This window comes from Brevundimonas sp. 374, from assembly GCF_900102995.1.
Lineage (GTDB): Bacteria > Pseudomonadota > Alphaproteobacteria > Caulobacterales > Caulobacteraceae > Brevundimonas > Brevundimonas vesicularis_C.
This window is the reverse complement of sequence record NZ_FNKT01000001.1, coordinates 860,518-876,559: the sequence shown is the minus strand read 5'-3', so window position 1 is coordinate 876,559 and position 16,042 is coordinate 860,518. Positions and strand designations below refer to the sequence as shown.

Below are 16,042 nucleotides of genomic sequence, written 5' to 3'. Positions count from 1 at the left end.
TCTCACGCTTCTCGAGCGAAGATACGAAGAGGGCGGCGCCGGCGACGGCGCCGCCCTTTTTCTATGCCTTGACGCGTGCTCGGATTGCGGTGAACTGAGCCAAGGTTGTGTAGAGGGCCGCCATGACGAACGCTGACAAGGTGCTGTGGGGCCTAACGGCCGTGATTTTGTCGCTCTTCGTCGTCGTTGAAGCCAAGACGATGATGCTCAATCTCGGCGCGGCCATGCATGACGCCTATTGCCAGGATCACTGACCTCAATTTTTCCACCGCTCTATCGGGGCTGAAGCACCTGGCGTGATCGGTGCGCCGCCGGCCCGGTGGCCGTCGCGTCGGGTCTGGACGTTGCGGGTCGAGTCGGGCGCCAGCGAGGGATTCAACTGCGCGCCGGCGCAGCCTGTACCGAAGTTCGAGCCGACGCAGTCCGCCGGACCCACCACGCCGACGCCGCCGGACAGAGGACGACGGCGCGCCTCCCATTCGGCCAGACGCCGCGCCCCCTCGCGCGCAAAGGCGGCGTCGCGCTCGGGGTTGCCCGTGCCGGTGATCGGAGCGGCGTTCATGCCGCGTCGCATGGCGTCCTCGCGGCAATGGGCGCGCTCGGCGGCGTTGAGCTGTTGCGGCGTGGTGCAGCCGATCAGGCCCTGACGCAGGACGCGGGACATGGCGCCGGCGCGGTCGTTCGGATTGACCGTCCAGGCGTCCGGCGGCGCGGGCGCGCCCTGGGGGGTGGGCGCGGCGATCCGCGGACGAATCGGGGCGGGGCGACTGTCTGGCGCGGACGCGACCCTGTTTGTGGGAGCAGCGTCGATGCCGCCAGCATCACGCGATGCGGACATGGCGACGGGCTCGGGCGTCTGCATCGCAGGGCGGGGCCGCTCGTTCGGCAGCTGAGGGCGCGGGCTGATGTCGATGTAGAGCGGACGTGGATCGGGCGCGCTCGGCGGCGCGTCAATCCCCAGTGCGGTCAGGGATAGGGTGGCGATCAGCCCTGCGTTGATGGCGACCGAGGCTGTCGCCAAGGCGACCTTTCGCCAGTTCGGGCGAGTTCGTTGCGACCTTGGGCCAGGGGAGGGCGCGGAGGCGGCGGTCATTCGCGACGCTTTCGGAGATTGGGCAGGAAGCCGTCCTGCCTAGAAAAGAGTTCGATCCGAATATCCACGTCGGGGCAACCTGCCACAGGGTTGGGATCTTCGCACGATCTCCGGACGCGTGGCGGATCGGCGCGTTGCGCTTCCCAGGCCGCCAGACGACGCGCCCCCTGTCGCGCGAAGGCGGCGTCGCGCTCGACGTTCCCCGTTCCCCGGATGACAGGGGCGGCTTCGCCGCCGTTCCAGCGCTCCTCGCAGCGGCGGCGGTCGTCGGGCGCGAGGCGGTGCGGGGCGTTGCACGAAAGGGAAGACAATCTCGGCCCCGCAAGAGCGCCGCCGACCCGCCAGCGGTCGTCGATCCCGTCGTCCGCGTTCGCCTGGCTCATGGACGACGGCGGGGGCGGGGGCGGGGACGGGGGCGCCGACGTCGCCGGATCACCTCTGTTCGGCGCCTCCCCTTGCGACGCCTGCGCGCGTCGGGTCGCGGCCTCAGAGGACGTGACGAGCGGAGCTCTTGGCGCGCGGACCAGGGACGGCCAGGCGTCCTCAAGATAGACGATCATCGGCGCAGGCCGCAGCGAACGCGCGCGCAGCCCCGGATCCGTCATGGATAGAAGCACGACGGCCCCTGCATTCAGCCCGACGGCGGCGGCCGCAAAGCCCGCCTTGCGCCAACCAAGACGGCGGTGCGCCTTTGTCGGCGTCATCGCCCCAGGTCTGATGTCAACGGCAGCCATCGTCAGTTCATGCCGAACAGGGACCGCAGCCCGGGGTAGGCGCCGTCGCCCTCGCGGTAGTCGCGCCAGCGTTTCTTGACGGCGGCTTCTTTTGCAAAGCCCGCCGTCCTTTCCTCATCGCCGGAGCGCACCATCGGCGGCGATGATCCATCGGCCGCGATCGCCAGCGCACGGCAAGCCTGACGGTCCCGCGTGGACCGTGCGGTTTCGGGGCGGCAATCCGGCTCGCCATTGCGCGCCGCGTTCCCCGTCGGCCAGGCGGCGGCCAAGTTGTTCGGTCGGACTGTCCAGCGCGGATCATAGGCGGGCGCGGCCGGACGATCCGATGTCGGCGCCGGTCCCGCAGGTATGGAATCGCGCGAAGGGGCTGGCGCCCGGCGTTGGAGCTGCGCTGGCGGCGCAGCCATCGGCGCTGTGCGGGCCTTGAGCCTTACAATCACAGGCTCGATCTCGATGTAGAGCGGCGCGTGTCCCGAAATCCGACGTGACGCCGGGCGGCGGTCCTCCAACGCGAGCAGCGTCAGCAGGCCTGCGTTGACCGCAAGCGAGAGCGCAATCGCCCCTGTTCTGGCCAGCCCCGCCATGACCCATCCCCGGTTGGTCGTCTCGTCAAGCTGAGCGCGAAGCGTGGCGGGTTTCAGGCGAAAGGTCGCTCTATTGAAGACCGTTAGGCTTCATCGAAGCGGCTGCATTCTGGAGTGTTAACGTCTCCGCCTTGACCTTCGCGCCCATCGCGCGTAGAAGCCGCCCACTTTCGAGGCGTGGCCGGTTCGCCGGTCGCTGAGATCGTGACAATCCAACGGACGGGCTGTGCCCGCCGGAACGCCCAAAGCGCGCGTTCCGGTTTTTCTGTTTGGGTGGTCGCGCGCTCAGTCTCGATGACACCCGGGCGAGGGGATGGTCCCCCGTTCACAAGAAGGCGAGAGGCGCTTCGGTCGAAAGACACACGCCTCCATCAGAAGTCGAGACGAGTTTCGAATGCCTACGATCAACCAGCTGATCCGCAAGCCGCGCAAGCCCAAGCCCACCCGCAACAAGGTGCCGGCTCTGGAGGGTTCGCCCCAGCGTCGCGGCGTCTGCACCCGCGTTTACACCACGACCCCGAAGAAGCCGAACTCGGCTCTGCGTAAGGTCGCCAAGGTCCGTCTGGCCAAGAACGGCTACGAAGCCGTGTGCTACATCCCCGGCGAAGGCCACAATCTGCAAGAACACTCGGTTGTTCTGATCCGCGGCGGCCGCGTGAAGGACTTGCCCGGCGTTCGTTACCACATCCTGCGCGGCGTTCTGGATACCCAAGGCGTCAAGGATCGTAAGCAGCGTCGTTCGCACTACGGCGCCAAGCGTCCGAAGTAAGCCATTCTTCTCCGGGCCGTCGCGCCCGGAGGCCTTTTCGAGATCATCCCGGCGCTGGTCGGGCACTGCAAGGAATACCCCATGTCGCGTCGTCACCGCGCCCAGAAACGTGAAGTTCTGCCGGATCCCAAGTTCGGGGACCTGGTCGTCACCAAGTTCATGAACTACGTCATGTACGAAGGTAAGAAGGCCGTCGCCGAGAACATCGTGTACGGCGCCTTCGATATCCTAGCCGAGAAGAAGAAGGACCAAGAGCCGGTCGCGACCTTCCACGCCGCTCTGGAAAACGTCTCTCCGTCGGTCGAAGTGCGCTCGCGTCGCGTCGGCGGCGCCACCTATCAGGTGCCCGTCGAAGTCCGTCCGGACCGTCGTCGCGCCCTGGCCATCCGCTGGCTGGTGAACGCTGCGCGCAAGCGTGGCGAGAACACTATGACCGAAAAGCTGGCCGCCGAACTGCTGGACGCTTCGAACAACCGCGGCACCGCGGTCAAGAAGCGCGAAGACACCCACAAGATGGCCGAAGCCAACCGCGCCTTCAGCCACTATCGCTGGTAACGCCTTCAAAGCGTCATCTGCGCTGACTATCTAAGGGTTTCCGGTGCGGGCGGTTTGAGCTAAATCGCCCGCACTCGCTTATCCGAACACCGACATCCTTCCGTGGGCGCCCTTTAGCGTCCTGAAAACTTTCAAGGCACGTTTCCATGGCACGTACGCACGCGCTCCAGGACTACCGCAACTTCGGCATCATGGCCCACATCGACGCGGGCAAGACGACGACGACCGAGCGGATCCTGTATTACACCGGCAAATCCCACAAGATCGGCGAAGTCCACGACGGCGCCGCCACCATGGACTGGATGGACCAGGAGCAGGAGCGCGGCATCACCATCACGTCCGCCGCGACGACCGCCTTCTGGCAGAACAAGCGTCTGAACATCATCGACACCCCAGGCCACGTGGACTTCACCATCGAAGTCGAGCGTTCCTTGCGCGTCCTCGACGGCGCCGTGACGGTGCTGGACGGCAACGCCGGCGTCGAGCCGCAGACCGAAACCGTCTGGCGCCAGGCTGACAAGTACAAGGTTCCGCGCATCGTCTTCGTCAACAAGATGGACAAGATCGGCGCCGACTTCGACGCCTCGGTCGAGTCGATCCGCGACCGCCTGGGCGCCAAGGCCGTGCCGATCCAGTTCCCGATCGGCGCCGAATCCTCGCTGTCGGGTCTGGTCGACCTGGTCCGCATGACCGGCGTGGTCTGGGACAACGACGGCCTGGGCGCCTCCTACAAGGACGTGCCGATCCCCGACGACCTGATGGAAAAGGCGGTCGCCGCGCGTCAGTACCTGATCGACAACGCCGTCGAGCTGGACGACGAGGCGATGGAAGCCTACCTCGAAGGCAACGAGCCCGACGAAGCCACCATCAAGAAATGCATCCGTAAGGCCGTTCTGACCGGCGCCTTCTATCCGATCCTGTGCGGCTCGGCCTTCAAGAACAAGGGCGTGCAGACGCTGCTGGACGCCGTCGTCGACTATCTGCCGTCGCCGCTGGACATCCCGCCGACCCCGGGCATCGACTTCAAGACCGAAGAGCCCGTCGTGCGTAAGGCCTCGGACGAAGAGCCCCTGTCGGTCCTGGCCTTCAAGATCATGGACGACCCCTTCGTCGGCTCGCTGACCTTCTGCCGCCTGTACTCGGGCAAGATGGAAACGGGCATGAGCCTGCTGAACTCCAGCCGCGACAAGAAAGAGCGCGTCGGCCGGATGCTGCAGATGCACTCCAACAACCGCGAAGACGTCAAGGAAGCCTACGCCGGCGACATCGTCGCCCTGGCCGGCCTGAAGGAAACCCGCACGGGCGACACCCTGTGCGACCCGATCAAGTCGCCCGTCATCCTGGAGAAGATGGAGTTCCCGGCGCCGGTCATCGAGATCTCGGTCGAGCCCAAGACCAAGGGCGACCAGGAGAAGCTGGGCGTCGCCCTGGCCAAGCTGGCCTCGGAAGATCCCTCCTTCACCGTCTCGACCGACCACGAGTCGGGCCAGACGATCCTGAAGGGCATGGGCGAGCTGCACCTGGACATCAAGATCGACATCCTGAAGCGCACCTATAAGGTCGAGGCCAACATCGGCGCGCCGCAGGTCGCCTATCGTGAATCGCTGGGCCGCAAGGTCGACATCGACTACACGCACAAGAAGCAGACCGGCGGTACGGGCCAGTTCGCCCGTGTCATGATCACCTTCGAACCCGGCGAGCCGGGCTCGGGCTTCGTGTTCGAGAACTCGATCGTCGGCGGCGCGGTGCCGAAGGAATACATCCCCGGCGTCGAAAAGGGCCTGAACTCGGCCAAGGACAACGGCCTGCTGGCCGGCTTCCCGCTGATCGACTTCAAGGCGACCCTGACGGACGGCAAGTTCCACGACGTCGACTCCAGCGTGCTGGCGTTCGAAATCGCGGCCCGCGCCGCCTTCCGCGAACTGAAGGAGAAGGGTTCGCCCAAGCTGCTCGAGCCGATCATGGCGGTGGAAGTCGTGACCCCCGAGGAATATCTCGGCTCGGTCATTGGCGACCTGAACGGCCGTCGCGGCATGATCCAGGGTCAGGACATGCGCGGCAACGCCACCGTCGTGAACGCCTTCGTGCCGCTGGCCAACATGTTCGGCTACGTGAACACGCTGCGCGGCATGTCGCAGGGCCGCGCCCAGTTCACCATGCAATACGACCACTACGAGCCGGTGCCGCAACACGTCGCCGACGAAGTGATCAAGAAGTACGCCTAAGCTTTCCCTTTTCGGAAAGCCCGCCTATATGCGCCCGGACCGTAAGGACCGGGCGTCCTTAACCCCCAAACTGCAGGAACCCCGGTTCGGGGACCTTAGGAGCTAGAAAATGGCCAAGGAAAAGTTCGAACGGACGAAGCCGCACTGCAACATCGGCACGATTGGTCACGTTGACCACGGCAAGACGACGTTGACGGCTGCGATCACGATGACGCTGGCGAAGGCCGGCGGCGCGAAGGCGATGAACTACGCCGACATCGACGCTGCGCCGGAAGAGAAGGCGCGCGGCATCACGATCAACACGGCGCACGTGGAATATGAGACGGCCAACCGTCACTACGCCCACGTCGACTGCCCCGGCCACGCCGACTATGTGAAGAACATGATCACCGGTGCCGCGCAGATGGACGGCGCGATCCTGGTGGTGTCGGCCGCTGACGGCCCGATGCCGCAGACCCGCGAGCACATCCTGCTGGCCCGTCAGGTCGGCGTGCCGGCCCTGGTGGTCTTCATGAACAAGGTCGACCTGGTCGACGACGAAGAGCTGCTCGAGCTGGTCGAGATGGAAGTGCGCGAGCTGCTTTGGTCGTACCAGTTCCCCGGCGACGACATTCCGATCACCAAGGGCTCGGCCAAGGCCGCGACCGACGGCGTGAACCCGGAAATCGGCGAACAGCGCGTTCTGGCCCTGATGGAAACCGTCGACGCCTACATCCCGCAGCCGGAGCGTCCGGTCGACCTGCCGTTCCTGATGCCGGTCGAAGACGTGTTCTCGATCTCGGGCCGCGGCACCGTGGTCACGGGCCGCGTCGAGAAGGGCATCATCAAGGTCGGTGAGGAAGTCGAGATCGTCGGCATCCGTCCGGTCCAGAAGACGACCTGCACGGGCGTGGAAATGTTCCGCAAGCTGCTGGACCAGGGTCAGGCGGGCGACAACGTGGGCGTGCTGCTGCGCGGCACCAAGCGTGAAGACGTTGAGCGCGGCCAGGTGCTGTGCAAGCCGGGCTCCATCACCCCGCACACCAAGTTCCTGGCCGAAGCCTACATCCTGACCAAGGAAGAAGGCGGTCGTCACACCCCGTTCTTCACGAACTATCGCCCGCAGTTCTACTTCCGCACGACGGACGTGACCGGCATCGTTCAGCTGAAGGAAGGCGTCGAGATGATCATGCCGGGCGACAACGCCGAGCTGAACGTCGAGCTGATCACCCCGATCGCGATGGACCAGGGCCTGCGCTTCGCCATCCGTGAAGGCGGCCGCACCGTCGGCGCCGGCGTCGTGGCCAAGATCGTCGAGTAAGAAGACCGGCCTCAAGTCGCGCGCCTCCGCGAGGCGCGCATAGGCCGAAAGACAGAGTAGCGTAACAGAGCGGCCCCCGGAGCAATCCGGGGGCCGTTTTGCTGTGGGCTACCCGCAGATCGCCAGAGGCGCCCGTAAGAGGTCCGAGTTTCATCGGATTGCGCCGCAGGCCAAGGCCTCTGGTCTTTGGGGTGCGGGTCAGGCCTGAGATACGGGGCGGTCCCGAAGGGACGAGTTCGAGGCGGACGGCTTAGTTTTCGGCGTTGACCAGGTTTCGCACGCGAGGCGGGACCGGCGGCGTGGGCGCTGCGCGGACGATGCGAATAGAACTGCTGCGGCAGGCCTGGGGCGAAAGGCGGCCGGGCAGGCGGGTCGAGCCGTCGCCGCAGGCTTCGCTGATCTGGTCCTGCGTCAGGCCTCGCGCGCCAGACAGGTCGGCGCCGCGAATGTCGGTCCGACGTAGCGAGGCGTTGGAGAAGTCGGCGCGCGAGAAGCTGCCGCCGGTCAATCGCGCCCCATCTAGGCTGGCGTTCGAAAAGTCCGCGTTGGAGAAATCGCCGCCCGAAAGGTTCGAGGCCGTGACCTCGGCGCTGGCGAAGTTGGCGCCCGACGCCCGGACATTGGCCAGTGTGGCGCCGAACAGTTCCGAGTTTGAGAAGTTGGTTCCGGCCAGGGTGGCGCCGGTGAAGTTGACCCCGTGCATCTCGCTGCCCGAAAGGTTGGCGCGGGTCAGGTTGGCGCGAACGAAGGACGATCCTTGCGCCTCGGCCCCATTGATCTGCGCCCCGGTGAAGTTGGCGGAGGTGAAGTTGGCGCCGACGATCTCGACCCCGCCCATGTTGGCCCGGCTGAAATCACTTCCGGTGAAGTTGGAGCCCATCATCTCGGCGCCGCGCAGATTGGCGCCGACCAGGGTGGCGTTCATGAAGCTGGCGCCGGTGAAGGTGGCGCCTGACAGATTGCGGCCGGACAGTTCGCAGCGATTGCACGATCCGCCCAGCGACACCGAGCGGGCCACGTCGCGGTCCTGCATCGACATCTCGACCCCGGCGAAGGCGGGGGAGGCGGCGAGCGCCAGTCCCAGCGTCAGCAGAGCCAATGTGGGGCGGACCCGGATATGTTCAGCGATCTGTTTCACGCACTCTGAATGCCTCGAAACCCCCGCCGCACCTACTTAAATCGAGGTAACTTCATGAAATCGAGGCAAGGTCGGCGCCGCTCAGCAGGCCGGAATGCGCAAGCCCCGAGGCAGGACGGTGGAGCCGTCGCCGCACGCTTGGTTCAGCTGGCCCTGGGTCAGGCCGGTGGCTCGCGCCAGCTGGGCGCCCGACAGATTGGTCCCCGACAGGGTCGCGCCGGCGAAGCTTGCGCCCTCCAGGTAGGCGCCGACAAAACTGGCGTTGGTCAGGTTGGCGCGCGAGAAGTTCGAGCCCGAGAAAACGCCGCCATAGGCTTCGACGTCACGCATGTCGGTGTTGGAGAATTGCGTGCGGTTCATCACCGACAGGCTCAGGTCCGCCTGACGCAGGCGTGAACCGGCCAGGTTCAGGCCCCGCGCCTCCAGCCCCGAAAAGTCGCCCTGAAAAAGATTGCAACCGGCGCAGGAGGCGCCGCGTCGCACACTGGCGATCTGGCCCGCGTTCTGGGCCAGGGCGGGCGCGGCGACGGCCAGCAGGGCGGCGATCAGGCCGAGAGAAAGTGTGCGTTTCATGGACCGGGCTCCGACGTTCGATCGTCTGTCAGCAAACCCTAGGCCATAACCCTTAACCTAGCCCTGATCGCCGCCCTGAAGCGCCGGGGCCGCCCCGCAGGTGTCGCAGGCCCAGGCGGCGCCGCGTTGTTGCAGGCTAAAATCGCCGCAGGCGGGACAGGCGACGGCCTCGCTGTTGGCGGCGGTGCGGGCTTCCGGCTCGCCCTTCTTGCCGAAGGGCAGGACGACCAGATTGTCGGGCGCAGAACCGCGCGCGAACCCTTTGGAGATGAAGCGGGCGGCGGGCACGGCCGCGTTGGCGTCGGGTTTACTGTCCCCCAGTCCGTCCGCGTTCAGGTCTTCGGTCCCGGCGTTGGCCAACTCGACGCGGTCCAGATAGGAGACGCCCAGTTCGCGGAAGATGTAGTCCAGGATCGAGGTCGCCGACTTGATCGAATCGTTGCCGGTGACGCGGCCGGCCGGCTCGAACCGGGTGAAGACGAAGGCGTCCACGAACTCGTCCAGCGGCACGCCGTATTGCAGGCCGATCGAGATGGCGATGGCGAAGTTGTTCATCAGGCTGCGGAAGGCGGCGCCTTCCTTGTGCATGTCGATGAAGATCTCACCCAGTTCGCCGTCTTCGTATTCGCCGGTGTGGATATAAACCTTGTGGCCCCCGACGGCGGCCTTCTGGATATAGCCCTTGCGCCGGTCGGGCAGTTTGCGGCGCGCGCGTTCGCGCTCGACCACGCGTTCAACGACCCGTTCCGTCGGAGCCGGGCGGGGCGCTTCGCGGGCAGGTTCAGGGCGGACGGCGTCGAGCGGCGGCAGGGACAGCAGCGGGCCGGCGGGCGGCGCGGCGCGCGACAGGCGAAGGGCGCGACGGCCGTCCAGGGCCCCCTGGCTCAACAGGCGCGCGGCCTGGGTGGAGGTCGTGCGCCAGTCCATCGATTCGATCGCGAGGTCCGGCATGTCGCTGAACGGCTCGACGGCGCGCCGCAGCTCGGCCGCCGCCGCCGCCGGATCGGCCAGCAGGGCGGCGACGCTGCCCGGCGCCTCGGGCCAGTCGCGCAGATCGCCATGACCGAAGACCCAGCGCGTCGCCGCCGTCTCCGCCTCTTCCGACACGCCCAGCAGGGTCAGCAGCAGACCATCGCCGTCTTCCACGCCCAGGACGTCGCGGATGAAGCCGGGGTCCAAGACGGGGGCGGCGAAGACCGTGTCGAAATCCTCGGCCCAGCCCAGGGCGGTCTCGATGGCGGCCAGTTCGATGTCGGTGAAGCCCAGCGCGCGCAAGGCTGTGTGGTCGATGCCCGGCGCCTCGACCAGGGTGCGGCGACCGAACGTCCACCGCTCCGCCGCCTGGACATCGCCGCCGGCAGCAGAGATGGCCGCGGCAAGCGCGGGGTGCAGCCGGCGACCGATCTCGCCGTCGGCCGTCTGGAACACATCGATCGCCGCGACGCGACCCTGGCCCAGCCGCAGCCGCGCCTCCGCATCGTCGACGAACAGGCCGATGGCCGAATGGCGACGCGGCTTCTCCGGGTCTTCCCAGTCGGGGCAGGGACCGCGCAGGCTCGCCAGTTCGGCCGAGGCCATCGCCGCCGTCGCCGCGACCAGTTCCGCGAACGTCCGCGCCTGAGACGTGCGGTCGTCGTCAGCCGCGAGGGCCTCCAGCAGGCCGTCCAGTCCCAGCGCGATGGGACCGGGCCGGGCGGACTGAAGGTCCAGCGCCACCATCAGCAGGCGCGTCAGATCCGCCAGATCGGTCGCCATGTCTCCGTCGAGCGCCAGGACGGCGCCTAGGTCGATCAAAGCCCGCGTGGTCTGCGCAGTCGCTGTCTCCGCATCGCGCGGGTCGAAGGCGACGATCAGACCGCCGTCCAGCGCCGCCTCGGCCGCCAGCGAGCCTTCGGGCGCGCCCGCCGCGATCTGGGTCCGGTCCGCCAAGGCGACCAGAGGCGCGCCTTCGACTATCGGCTCCAAGGCCATCGTGGGACGTTCGCCGTCGATCGCTCTCAGGATATCGGCGTCGCTGGCGCCGCACCGCCGCGCCAAGGCCGCCGCACGGCCCAGGGCCGGATTACGCGAAGGATCGCCGCAGTCGCCGCGCGGGCCTTCGCAGCGATCCACCGCATCGGCCACGCCCGCCAGCGCCTCGGCCAAGGCGTCGGCCGCCTGGGCCCCCAGACGCATGGCTGCGCGCCGTCCGGCGTGCGCCTTCAGCCGCGCCGCCACGCCGGGGTCGTTCAGATCGACGACGCCGACAGCCGCAGGGCCAGACGCCGCCGGCGCCGCCAGGCCCAGTCTGAAGGCGCCTGACAGTTCGCCGACGAACGCGGCGGCCTCGGCCCGGTCGAACACGCCCTCGGCCACGCCTGTCTCCGCCAGCCGCTCGGCCCAGGCGTCGACGCCGCCGTTCAGCCAGTCGCCCGACAGGGGCGTTGCGAACCCCTCCGTCTCGACCCAGTCCAGCCAGGCCTCGATCCGGACGTCGGACCAGCCGGCGGGAGCCAAAACCTGTTGCACGCCGGCGGGGCGCTCGATGGCGCGGGTCTCCATCGCGACTCGTTCGGCGCGAGCGGCGAAGCCGGATTGAAAGCGCATGGCGGCGTCTCTCCGAAAGGTTCGGTCGAGCCTAGGATGCGCACCCTACTTAGCCAATACATCTGGTGTCGCAAGGTGGGTTTGCCCACAAGATATCGATTCATTACGAGGCGCTTGAACGCTGGACGAAGAGGGCGCGGGTTTCTATGATCCGAACTAGACGCCGCCTCCCTTTCCGGCGACCCCTTACGGTTGGATTCCACGACGTGTTGAGCAAGATTTTCGGCTGGTGGGAGGGCGCCACGATCGGCACCCGGTTCACCATCGCCAAGCGCGGTCGCTTCGTCGGCCAGGACGAGAACGGCAATCGCTATTACGAGAGCCGCGACAACGTCAGCTACGACGGCCGCAAGCGTCGCTGGGTCATCTATGACGGCTATGCCGAGGCGTCCAAGGTGACGCCCGACTGGCACGGCTGGCTGCACTACACCTTCGACCTGCCGCCGACCGAGCAGCCGCTGCCGCGTCGCGCCTGGGAGAAGGATCACCTGCCCAATATGACCGGCACGCCTCTGGCCTGGCGTCCGCCCGGCTCGCTGGCCGGCGACGCCAAGCGCCCGGCCGCGACCGGCGACTATCAGGCCTGGACGCCCGAGTGAAAATCCGCCGCATCCTGTTGGGCGCGGCGTCCGTCGCGGCGGTGCTGAGCGCCGGCGCGGTGACCGCCAGCGTGCTTCAGGACGCGCCGCGCGATGCGCGTCCGGTCCAGGATCCGATCGGCGACATTCTGCGCACCACTCCGGCCCAGCCGTCGGTCCCGACCGAGACGCCGCCTGCGGGCGCGCCGGCTCCGCGCTCTCCGGTCGCCGTGGCGCCGCCGCCCAACGTAGTCATCGCCGAGGACGCCGCCGTCGAGGAAAAGGCCGAGGAGGAGGTCGCGGCTGAGAAGCCCGTCGCCACCAAGGCCATCGACCAGCCCGCCACGCCCGCGCGCCGCCAGCGTCGCAAATTCGCGATCATCCAGGCCATCGACAAGGTCACCGCCGAGACGATGAAGTTCGAGGTCGAGGTCGGCGGTCGTCCCGTGCGCTTCAACCAGAATCTGATCTTCGCGGCCCGCGCCTGCGAGGTGACGACGCCGGACGAACTGACCGAGGACGCCATCGCCTATATGGACGTCTCGCTTCAGCCGCGCGGCCGGCAGGAAGGCCGCCAGATCTTCCGCGGCTGGATGTTCGCCTCGTCGCCTGCCGTCAGCGGGGTCCAGAACCCTTATTACGACGCCTGGGTCGTCGGCTGTAAGAACTGAGCTTTGACGCCGCGAGGAGGCGCGCCATGGATCGCAACAAGTCGCCCAAGAAGACTGAAACGGTCGAAATCCGACTGCCTCACGCGACCAAGACCGCCTTCATGGCCCGGTGCCGTGACGAGGGCAGGACAGCCAGCGACTCCATTCGCCGCTTTATAGACGCCGAGTTGAACGCGACGTCGTCCACGCGTCCTCAGCTTCGCCTGGGCTGGCGACCCCTGCTGGCCGCCGCCGTCGCGGGCCTGGCGCTGGGCGCCGTCGCCGCGCCCTCCCTGGCCCAGTCGTCGCCCACCCGCGCCGATTTCGACCGGCTGGACCGCAATCACGACGGCGTCGTCAGCTTCGACGAATACCGCGCGCGCTAGCGGATGCGGACCAGGAACCGGTCCCACTGAAGGTTCAGCCACGTCCAGGGCTTGAACAGGCCTGCGCCCGGCTTCCATGAGGCCAGCACCACCTCGGCCCGGCCGATGATGTTTTCGGCCGGCAGTAGGCCGACGCCGATCTCGGGCGGCCAGCGGCTGTCCAGCGAGTTGTCGCGATTGTCGCCCATCATCAGATAGTGACCCGCCGGCACCCGGCGCGCAGGCGTGTCGTCGCCCGGCAGGCCCGATCCGCCGTCGTAGGTGACGTAGGATCGTCCGTCGGCCAGGGTCTCGCGCACCTGCTGGACCCGTCGCTGCGGCGCATCGTGATCGGCGACGACATCCAGCCGGGTCTGTCGCACCGGGTCGCCATTGACGAGCACTACGCCGCCCCGCACCTGAACCGTGTCGCCCGGCAGGCCGACGACGCGCTTGATCCAGGCCTCGCTGGGGTCGCGCGGAAGGCGGAACACCACCACGTCGCCGCGTCTCGGTTCGCGCCCGAACAGCCGTCCCGCCGACATCGCCGGATTGAACGGTAGAGACGCCGTGCTCCAGCCATAGGGATATTTCGACACGACGATATAGTCGCCGGTCACCAGCCCCGGCTCCATCGACGACGAGGGGATGGTGAAGGGTTGGAACAGCACGATGCGGATCGCGAGCGCCAGGATGATGGCGAAGATCAGCGTCAGGGCGATCTCTCGCACGTCGCGAAGAAGGGACGGGCGGGGCGGGGCTTTTGGCGGGGTCTGTGTCATGCCGCCATTGACCGCCGGGCCGGGCGAAGACGCCAATCCTAAGCTGTCGGGACAGGCCCCAAATCGTGTCCGGACAGACTAGGCGATGGCTAAGGCGACGGCTTCTGCGCCGGTCAGGGGCGCGCACAACGCCCCTTGGTCCGGTCTGACCGACAGCGCGGGCTGAAGTCGCTCAAGATATGTCGCTTGCGGCGCTTCAACCGCACCGAACTGGCTGAGATGGTCGGTCAGAAACTGGGCGTCCAGCAGGGTCCAGCCGCCCTTTCGCAGGCGCGCGACCAGATGCACCAAAGCGACCTTGGAGGCGTCCCGCTCGCGGCTGAACATGCTCTCGCCGAAGAAGGCCCCGCCCAGCGACACGCCATAAAGCCCGCCGACCAGCCGCCCGTCCCGCCAGCATTCGATGGAGTGGACGAACCCCATGGCGAACAGGGCCGCATACAGCCGCCGGATCGGGCCGTTGATCCATGTATCCTCGCGATCCGGCCCCTGCGCCGCCGCACAGCCGTCCAGCACAGCTTCGAAGGCCGTGTCGACCCGCACCTCGAACGGTTCGCTCCGCACGGTGCGACGCAGGCGGCTGGGAATGTGGAAGGCGTCCAGCGGAATGACGCCCCGCTGTTCCGGCTCGATGATGAAGACGCGCGGATCATCACGCGCCTCGGCCATCGGAAACACGCCCCGGGCGTAACAGGCCAGCAGGTCCTCGGGGCCGAAACCGCCGAAAGGCCCGCTGGCGCTGAAATCGGGGTCGGTCAGGCGTCGCCCTTCTGACGGGCCGCCCATTTCTCCAGCCAGTGGATGTCGTAGTCGCCCGACAGGATGTCAGGCTCGGCCAGCAGCTTCTGGAACAGGGGGATGGTCGTGTCGACGCCGCCGATGACGACCTCGTTCAGCGAACGCTTCAGACGAGCGATGGCCTCTTCGCGGTCGCGACCGTGCACGATCAGCTTGCCGATCAGGCTGTCGTAATAGGGCGGGATCGAATAGCCGGCGTAGATGGCGCTATCCAGGCGCACACCCAGGCCGCCCGGTGCGTGGAAGTCGGTGATCTTGCCCGGCGACGGCGTGAAGGTCTCCGGGTTCTCGGCGTTGATCCGCACCTCGATGGCGTGGCCCTTGAACTCGATGTCCTCCTGCGTGAACGACAGCGGCAGACCGGCGGCGATGCGCACCTGTTCGCGAACCAGATCCACGCCCGTGATCATTTCCGTAACCGGGTGTTCGACCTGCAGGCGGGTGTTCATCTCGATGAAGAAGAACTCGCCGTCCTCCCACAGGAACTCGATGGTGCCGACGCCCAAGTAACCGATGGCGGCGATGGCCTTGTTGACCGTCTCGCCGATCTGCTTGCGACCCTCGGCCGACAGGGCGGGCGAGGGGGCCTCTTCCAGCACCTTCTGGTGACGGCGTTGCAGCGAGCAGTCGCGTTCGCCCAGGTGGACGACATTGCCGTGGCTGTCGGCGATGACCTGGATCTCGATGTGGCGCGGCTTCTGGAGGTAGCGCTCCATATAGACGGCGCCGTTGCCGAAGGCGGCCTTGGCCTCCGACTGGGCGGTCTGGACCGCTTCGACCAGATCGTCAGGCGTCAGGGCGACTTTCATGCCGCGTCCGCCGCCGCCCGCCGCCGCCTTGACGATCAGGGGGAAGCCGATGGATTTGGACGCCTCGATGGCGGCCTCGACGGTCTCGACCTCGCCATCCGAGCCGGGAACGACGGGGATGCCGGCGTCCTTGACCGTCTGTTTGGCGCTGATCTTGTCGCCCATCACCCGGATATGCTCGGGCTTGGGGCCGATGAAGGTCATGCCATGGGCCTCGACGATCTCGGCGAAGCGGGCGTTCTCGGACAGGAAGCCATAGCCGGGGTGGATCGCCTGGGCGCCGGTGATCTCGGCCGCCGCGATGATCGAGGGGATGTTCAGATACGACTTTGCGGCCGAGGCAGGGCCGATGCAGACGCTCTCGTCGGCCAGCCGCACCCACATGGCGCCGCGGTCGGCTTCGGAGTGCACGGCGACGGTGGAGATGCCCATCTCCTTGCACGCCCGGTGGATGCGCAGCGCGATCTCGCCGCGGTTGGCGATCAGGACCTTGGTGAACACGG

Annotated in this window: 16 protein-coding genes; 8 read left to right on the top strand and 8 right to left on the bottom strand. The window is 67.2% G+C overall.

What is annotated here, in order from left to right:
* The first annotated feature begins 122 nt into the window (after positions 1–122).
* Positions 123–254 carry a hypothetical protein gene (locus tag BLR19_RS14955; RefSeq protein WP_255366429.1) on the top strand — a complete coding sequence of 44 codons (132 nt, stop codon included), beginning with the start codon at positions 123–125 and terminating at the stop codon, positions 252–254.
* Positions 255–256: 2 nt separating this feature from the next.
* Here BLR19_RS14955 and BLR19_RS04335 read toward each other — a convergent pair whose 3' ends face one another.
* Both BLR19_RS04335 and BLR19_RS14585 read right to left on the bottom strand, forming a co-directional pair.
* Positions 257–1,021, bottom strand: coding sequence for a hypothetical protein (locus BLR19_RS04335; protein WP_091747589.1), 765 nt, complete (start codon positions 1,019–1,021; stop codon positions 257–259).
* Between the two features lie 808 nt (positions 1,022–1,829).
* Positions 1,830–2,411: a hypothetical protein gene (locus BLR19_RS14585; protein WP_143007330.1), complete on the bottom strand. Its 582-nt coding sequence runs from the start codon at positions 2,409–2,411 to the stop codon at positions 1,830–1,832.
* A gap of 394 nt (positions 2,412–2,805) precedes the next feature.
* On the opposite strand from BLR19_RS14585, the gene rpsL reads away from it, so the two are divergent.
* From rpsL to tuf, 4 genes are all read left to right on the top strand, one after another.
* Positions 2,806–3,180, top strand: a complete 375-nt coding sequence (gene rpsL, locus BLR19_RS04320; RefSeq protein ID WP_008260482.1) for a 30S ribosomal protein S12 — start codon at positions 2,806–2,808, stop codon at positions 3,178–3,180.
* Positions 3,181–3,261: 81 nt separating this feature from the next.
* Complete coding sequence (gene rpsG, locus BLR19_RS04315; RefSeq protein ID WP_017506744.1) at positions 3,262–3,735, top strand: 30S ribosomal protein S7; 474 nt, start codon at positions 3,262–3,264, stop codon at positions 3,733–3,735.
* Between the two features lie 146 nt (positions 3,736–3,881).
* On the top strand, positions 3,882–5,960 hold the full coding sequence (fusA, locus tag BLR19_RS04310) for an elongation factor G (protein ID WP_039248504.1): 2,079 nt from the start codon (positions 3,882–3,884) through the stop codon (positions 5,958–5,960).
* A gap of 109 nt (positions 5,961–6,069) precedes the next feature.
* Entirely contained in the window at positions 6,070–7,260 is a 1,191-nt protein-coding gene (gene tuf / locus BLR19_RS04305) for an elongation factor Tu (RefSeq protein ID WP_091747580.1), read from the top strand.
* A 250-nt stretch (positions 7,261–7,510) separates the two neighbouring features.
* Here the strand turns inward: tuf and BLR19_RS04300 are convergent, their stop codons facing one another.
* The 3 genes from BLR19_RS04300 to BLR19_RS04290 form a co-directional block, all read right to left on the bottom strand.
* On the bottom strand, positions 7,511–8,398 hold the full coding sequence (locus BLR19_RS04300) for a pentapeptide repeat-containing protein (protein ID WP_055755153.1): 888 nt from the start codon (positions 8,396–8,398) through the stop codon (positions 7,511–7,513).
* An 81-nt stretch (positions 8,399–8,479) separates the two neighbouring features.
* Positions 8,480–8,971 carry a pentapeptide repeat-containing protein gene (locus tag BLR19_RS04295; protein WP_091747577.1) on the bottom strand — a complete coding sequence of 164 codons (492 nt, stop codon included), beginning with the start codon at positions 8,969–8,971 and terminating at the stop codon, positions 8,480–8,482.
* Between the two features lie 57 nt (positions 8,972–9,028).
* On the bottom strand, positions 9,029–11,557 hold the full coding sequence (locus BLR19_RS04290; protein ID WP_091747573.1) for a TSCPD domain-containing protein: 2,529 nt from the start codon (positions 11,555–11,557) through the stop codon (positions 9,029–9,031).
* A 206-nt stretch (positions 11,558–11,763) separates the two neighbouring features.
* On the opposite strand from BLR19_RS04290, the gene BLR19_RS04285 reads away from it, so the two are divergent.
* Genes BLR19_RS04285 through BLR19_RS04275 form a run of 3 tightly spaced genes read left to right on the top strand, consistent with a single transcriptional unit; the run spans position 11,764 to position 13,171 of the window.
* Positions 11,764–12,156, top strand: a complete 393-nt coding sequence (locus BLR19_RS04285) for an NADH:ubiquinone oxidoreductase subunit NDUFA12 (protein WP_091747570.1) — start codon at positions 11,764–11,766, stop codon at positions 12,154–12,156.
* Positions 12,153–12,806, top strand: a complete 654-nt coding sequence (locus BLR19_RS04280) for a DUF2155 domain-containing protein (RefSeq protein ID WP_091747568.1) — start codon at positions 12,153–12,155, stop codon at positions 12,804–12,806. Before BLR19_RS04285 ends, BLR19_RS04280 begins: the two co-directional genes overlap by 4 nt.
* 26 nt (positions 12,807–12,832) lie before the next feature.
* A complete protein-coding gene (locus tag BLR19_RS04275) occupies positions 12,833–13,171 on the top strand; it encodes a hypothetical protein (RefSeq protein WP_091747565.1) in 339 nt (112 codons plus the stop codon).
* On the opposite strand, the gene lepB is transcribed toward BLR19_RS04275, so the two are convergent.
* From lepB to accC, 3 genes are all read right to left on the bottom strand, one after another.
* On the bottom strand, positions 13,168–13,932 hold the full coding sequence (lepB, locus tag BLR19_RS04270; RefSeq protein WP_091749094.1) for a signal peptidase I: 765 nt from the start codon (positions 13,930–13,932) through the stop codon (positions 13,168–13,170). The two genes, BLR19_RS04275 and lepB, sit on opposite strands and share 4 nt — an antisense overlap.
* A 78-nt stretch (positions 13,933–14,010) precedes the next feature.
* On the bottom strand, positions 14,011–14,718 hold the full coding sequence (aat, locus tag BLR19_RS04265; protein ID WP_091747562.1) for a leucyl/phenylalanyl-tRNA--protein transferase: 708 nt from the start codon (positions 14,716–14,718) through the stop codon (positions 14,011–14,013).
* Complete coding sequence (gene accC, locus BLR19_RS04260) at positions 14,688–16,040, bottom strand: acetyl-CoA carboxylase biotin carboxylase subunit (RefSeq protein WP_091747558.1); 1,353 nt, start codon at positions 16,038–16,040, stop codon at positions 14,688–14,690. Before accC ends, aat begins: the two co-directional genes overlap by 31 nt.
* Between the last annotated feature and the right edge of the window lie 2 nt (positions 16,041–16,042).

Excerpts from the sequence above, each read along its gene's own strand:
- BLR19_RS14955 (WP_255366429.1), top strand. The coding sequence starts at position 123 with ATGACGAACGCTGACAAGGTGCTGTGGGGCCTAACGGCCGTGATTTTG.
- BLR19_RS14585 (WP_143007330.1), bottom strand. The coding sequence starts at position 2,411 with ATGGCGGGGCTGGCCAGAACAGGGGCGATTGCGCTCTCGCTTGCGGTC.
- rpsL (WP_008260482.1), top strand. The coding sequence starts at position 2,806 with ATGCCTACGATCAACCAGCTGATCCGCAAGCCGCGCAAGCCCAAGCCC.
- rpsG (WP_017506744.1), top strand. The coding sequence starts at position 3,262 with ATGTCGCGTCGTCACCGCGCCCAGAAACGTGAAGTTCTGCCGGATCCC.
- fusA (WP_039248504.1), top strand. The coding sequence starts at position 3,882 with ATGGCACGTACGCACGCGCTCCAGGACTACCGCAACTTCGGCATCATG.
- tuf (WP_091747580.1), top strand. The coding sequence starts at position 6,070 with ATGGCCAAGGAAAAGTTCGAACGGACGAAGCCGCACTGCAACATCGGC.
- BLR19_RS04295 (WP_091747577.1), bottom strand. The coding sequence starts at position 8,971 with ATGAAACGCACACTTTCTCTCGGCCTGATCGCCGCCCTGCTGGCCGTC.
- BLR19_RS04290 (WP_091747573.1), bottom strand. The coding sequence starts at position 11,557 with ATGCGCTTTCAATCCGGCTTCGCCGCTCGCGCCGAACGAGTCGCGATG.
- BLR19_RS04275 (WP_091747565.1), top strand. The coding sequence starts at position 12,833 with ATGGATCGCAACAAGTCGCCCAAGAAGACTGAAACGGTCGAAATCCGA.
- lepB (WP_091749094.1), bottom strand. The coding sequence starts at position 13,932 with ATGACACAGACCCCGCCAAAAGCCCCGCCCCGCCCGTCCCTTCTTCGC.
- aat (WP_091747562.1), bottom strand. The coding sequence starts at position 14,718 with ATGGGCGGCCCGTCAGAAGGGCGACGCCTGACCGACCCCGATTTCAGC.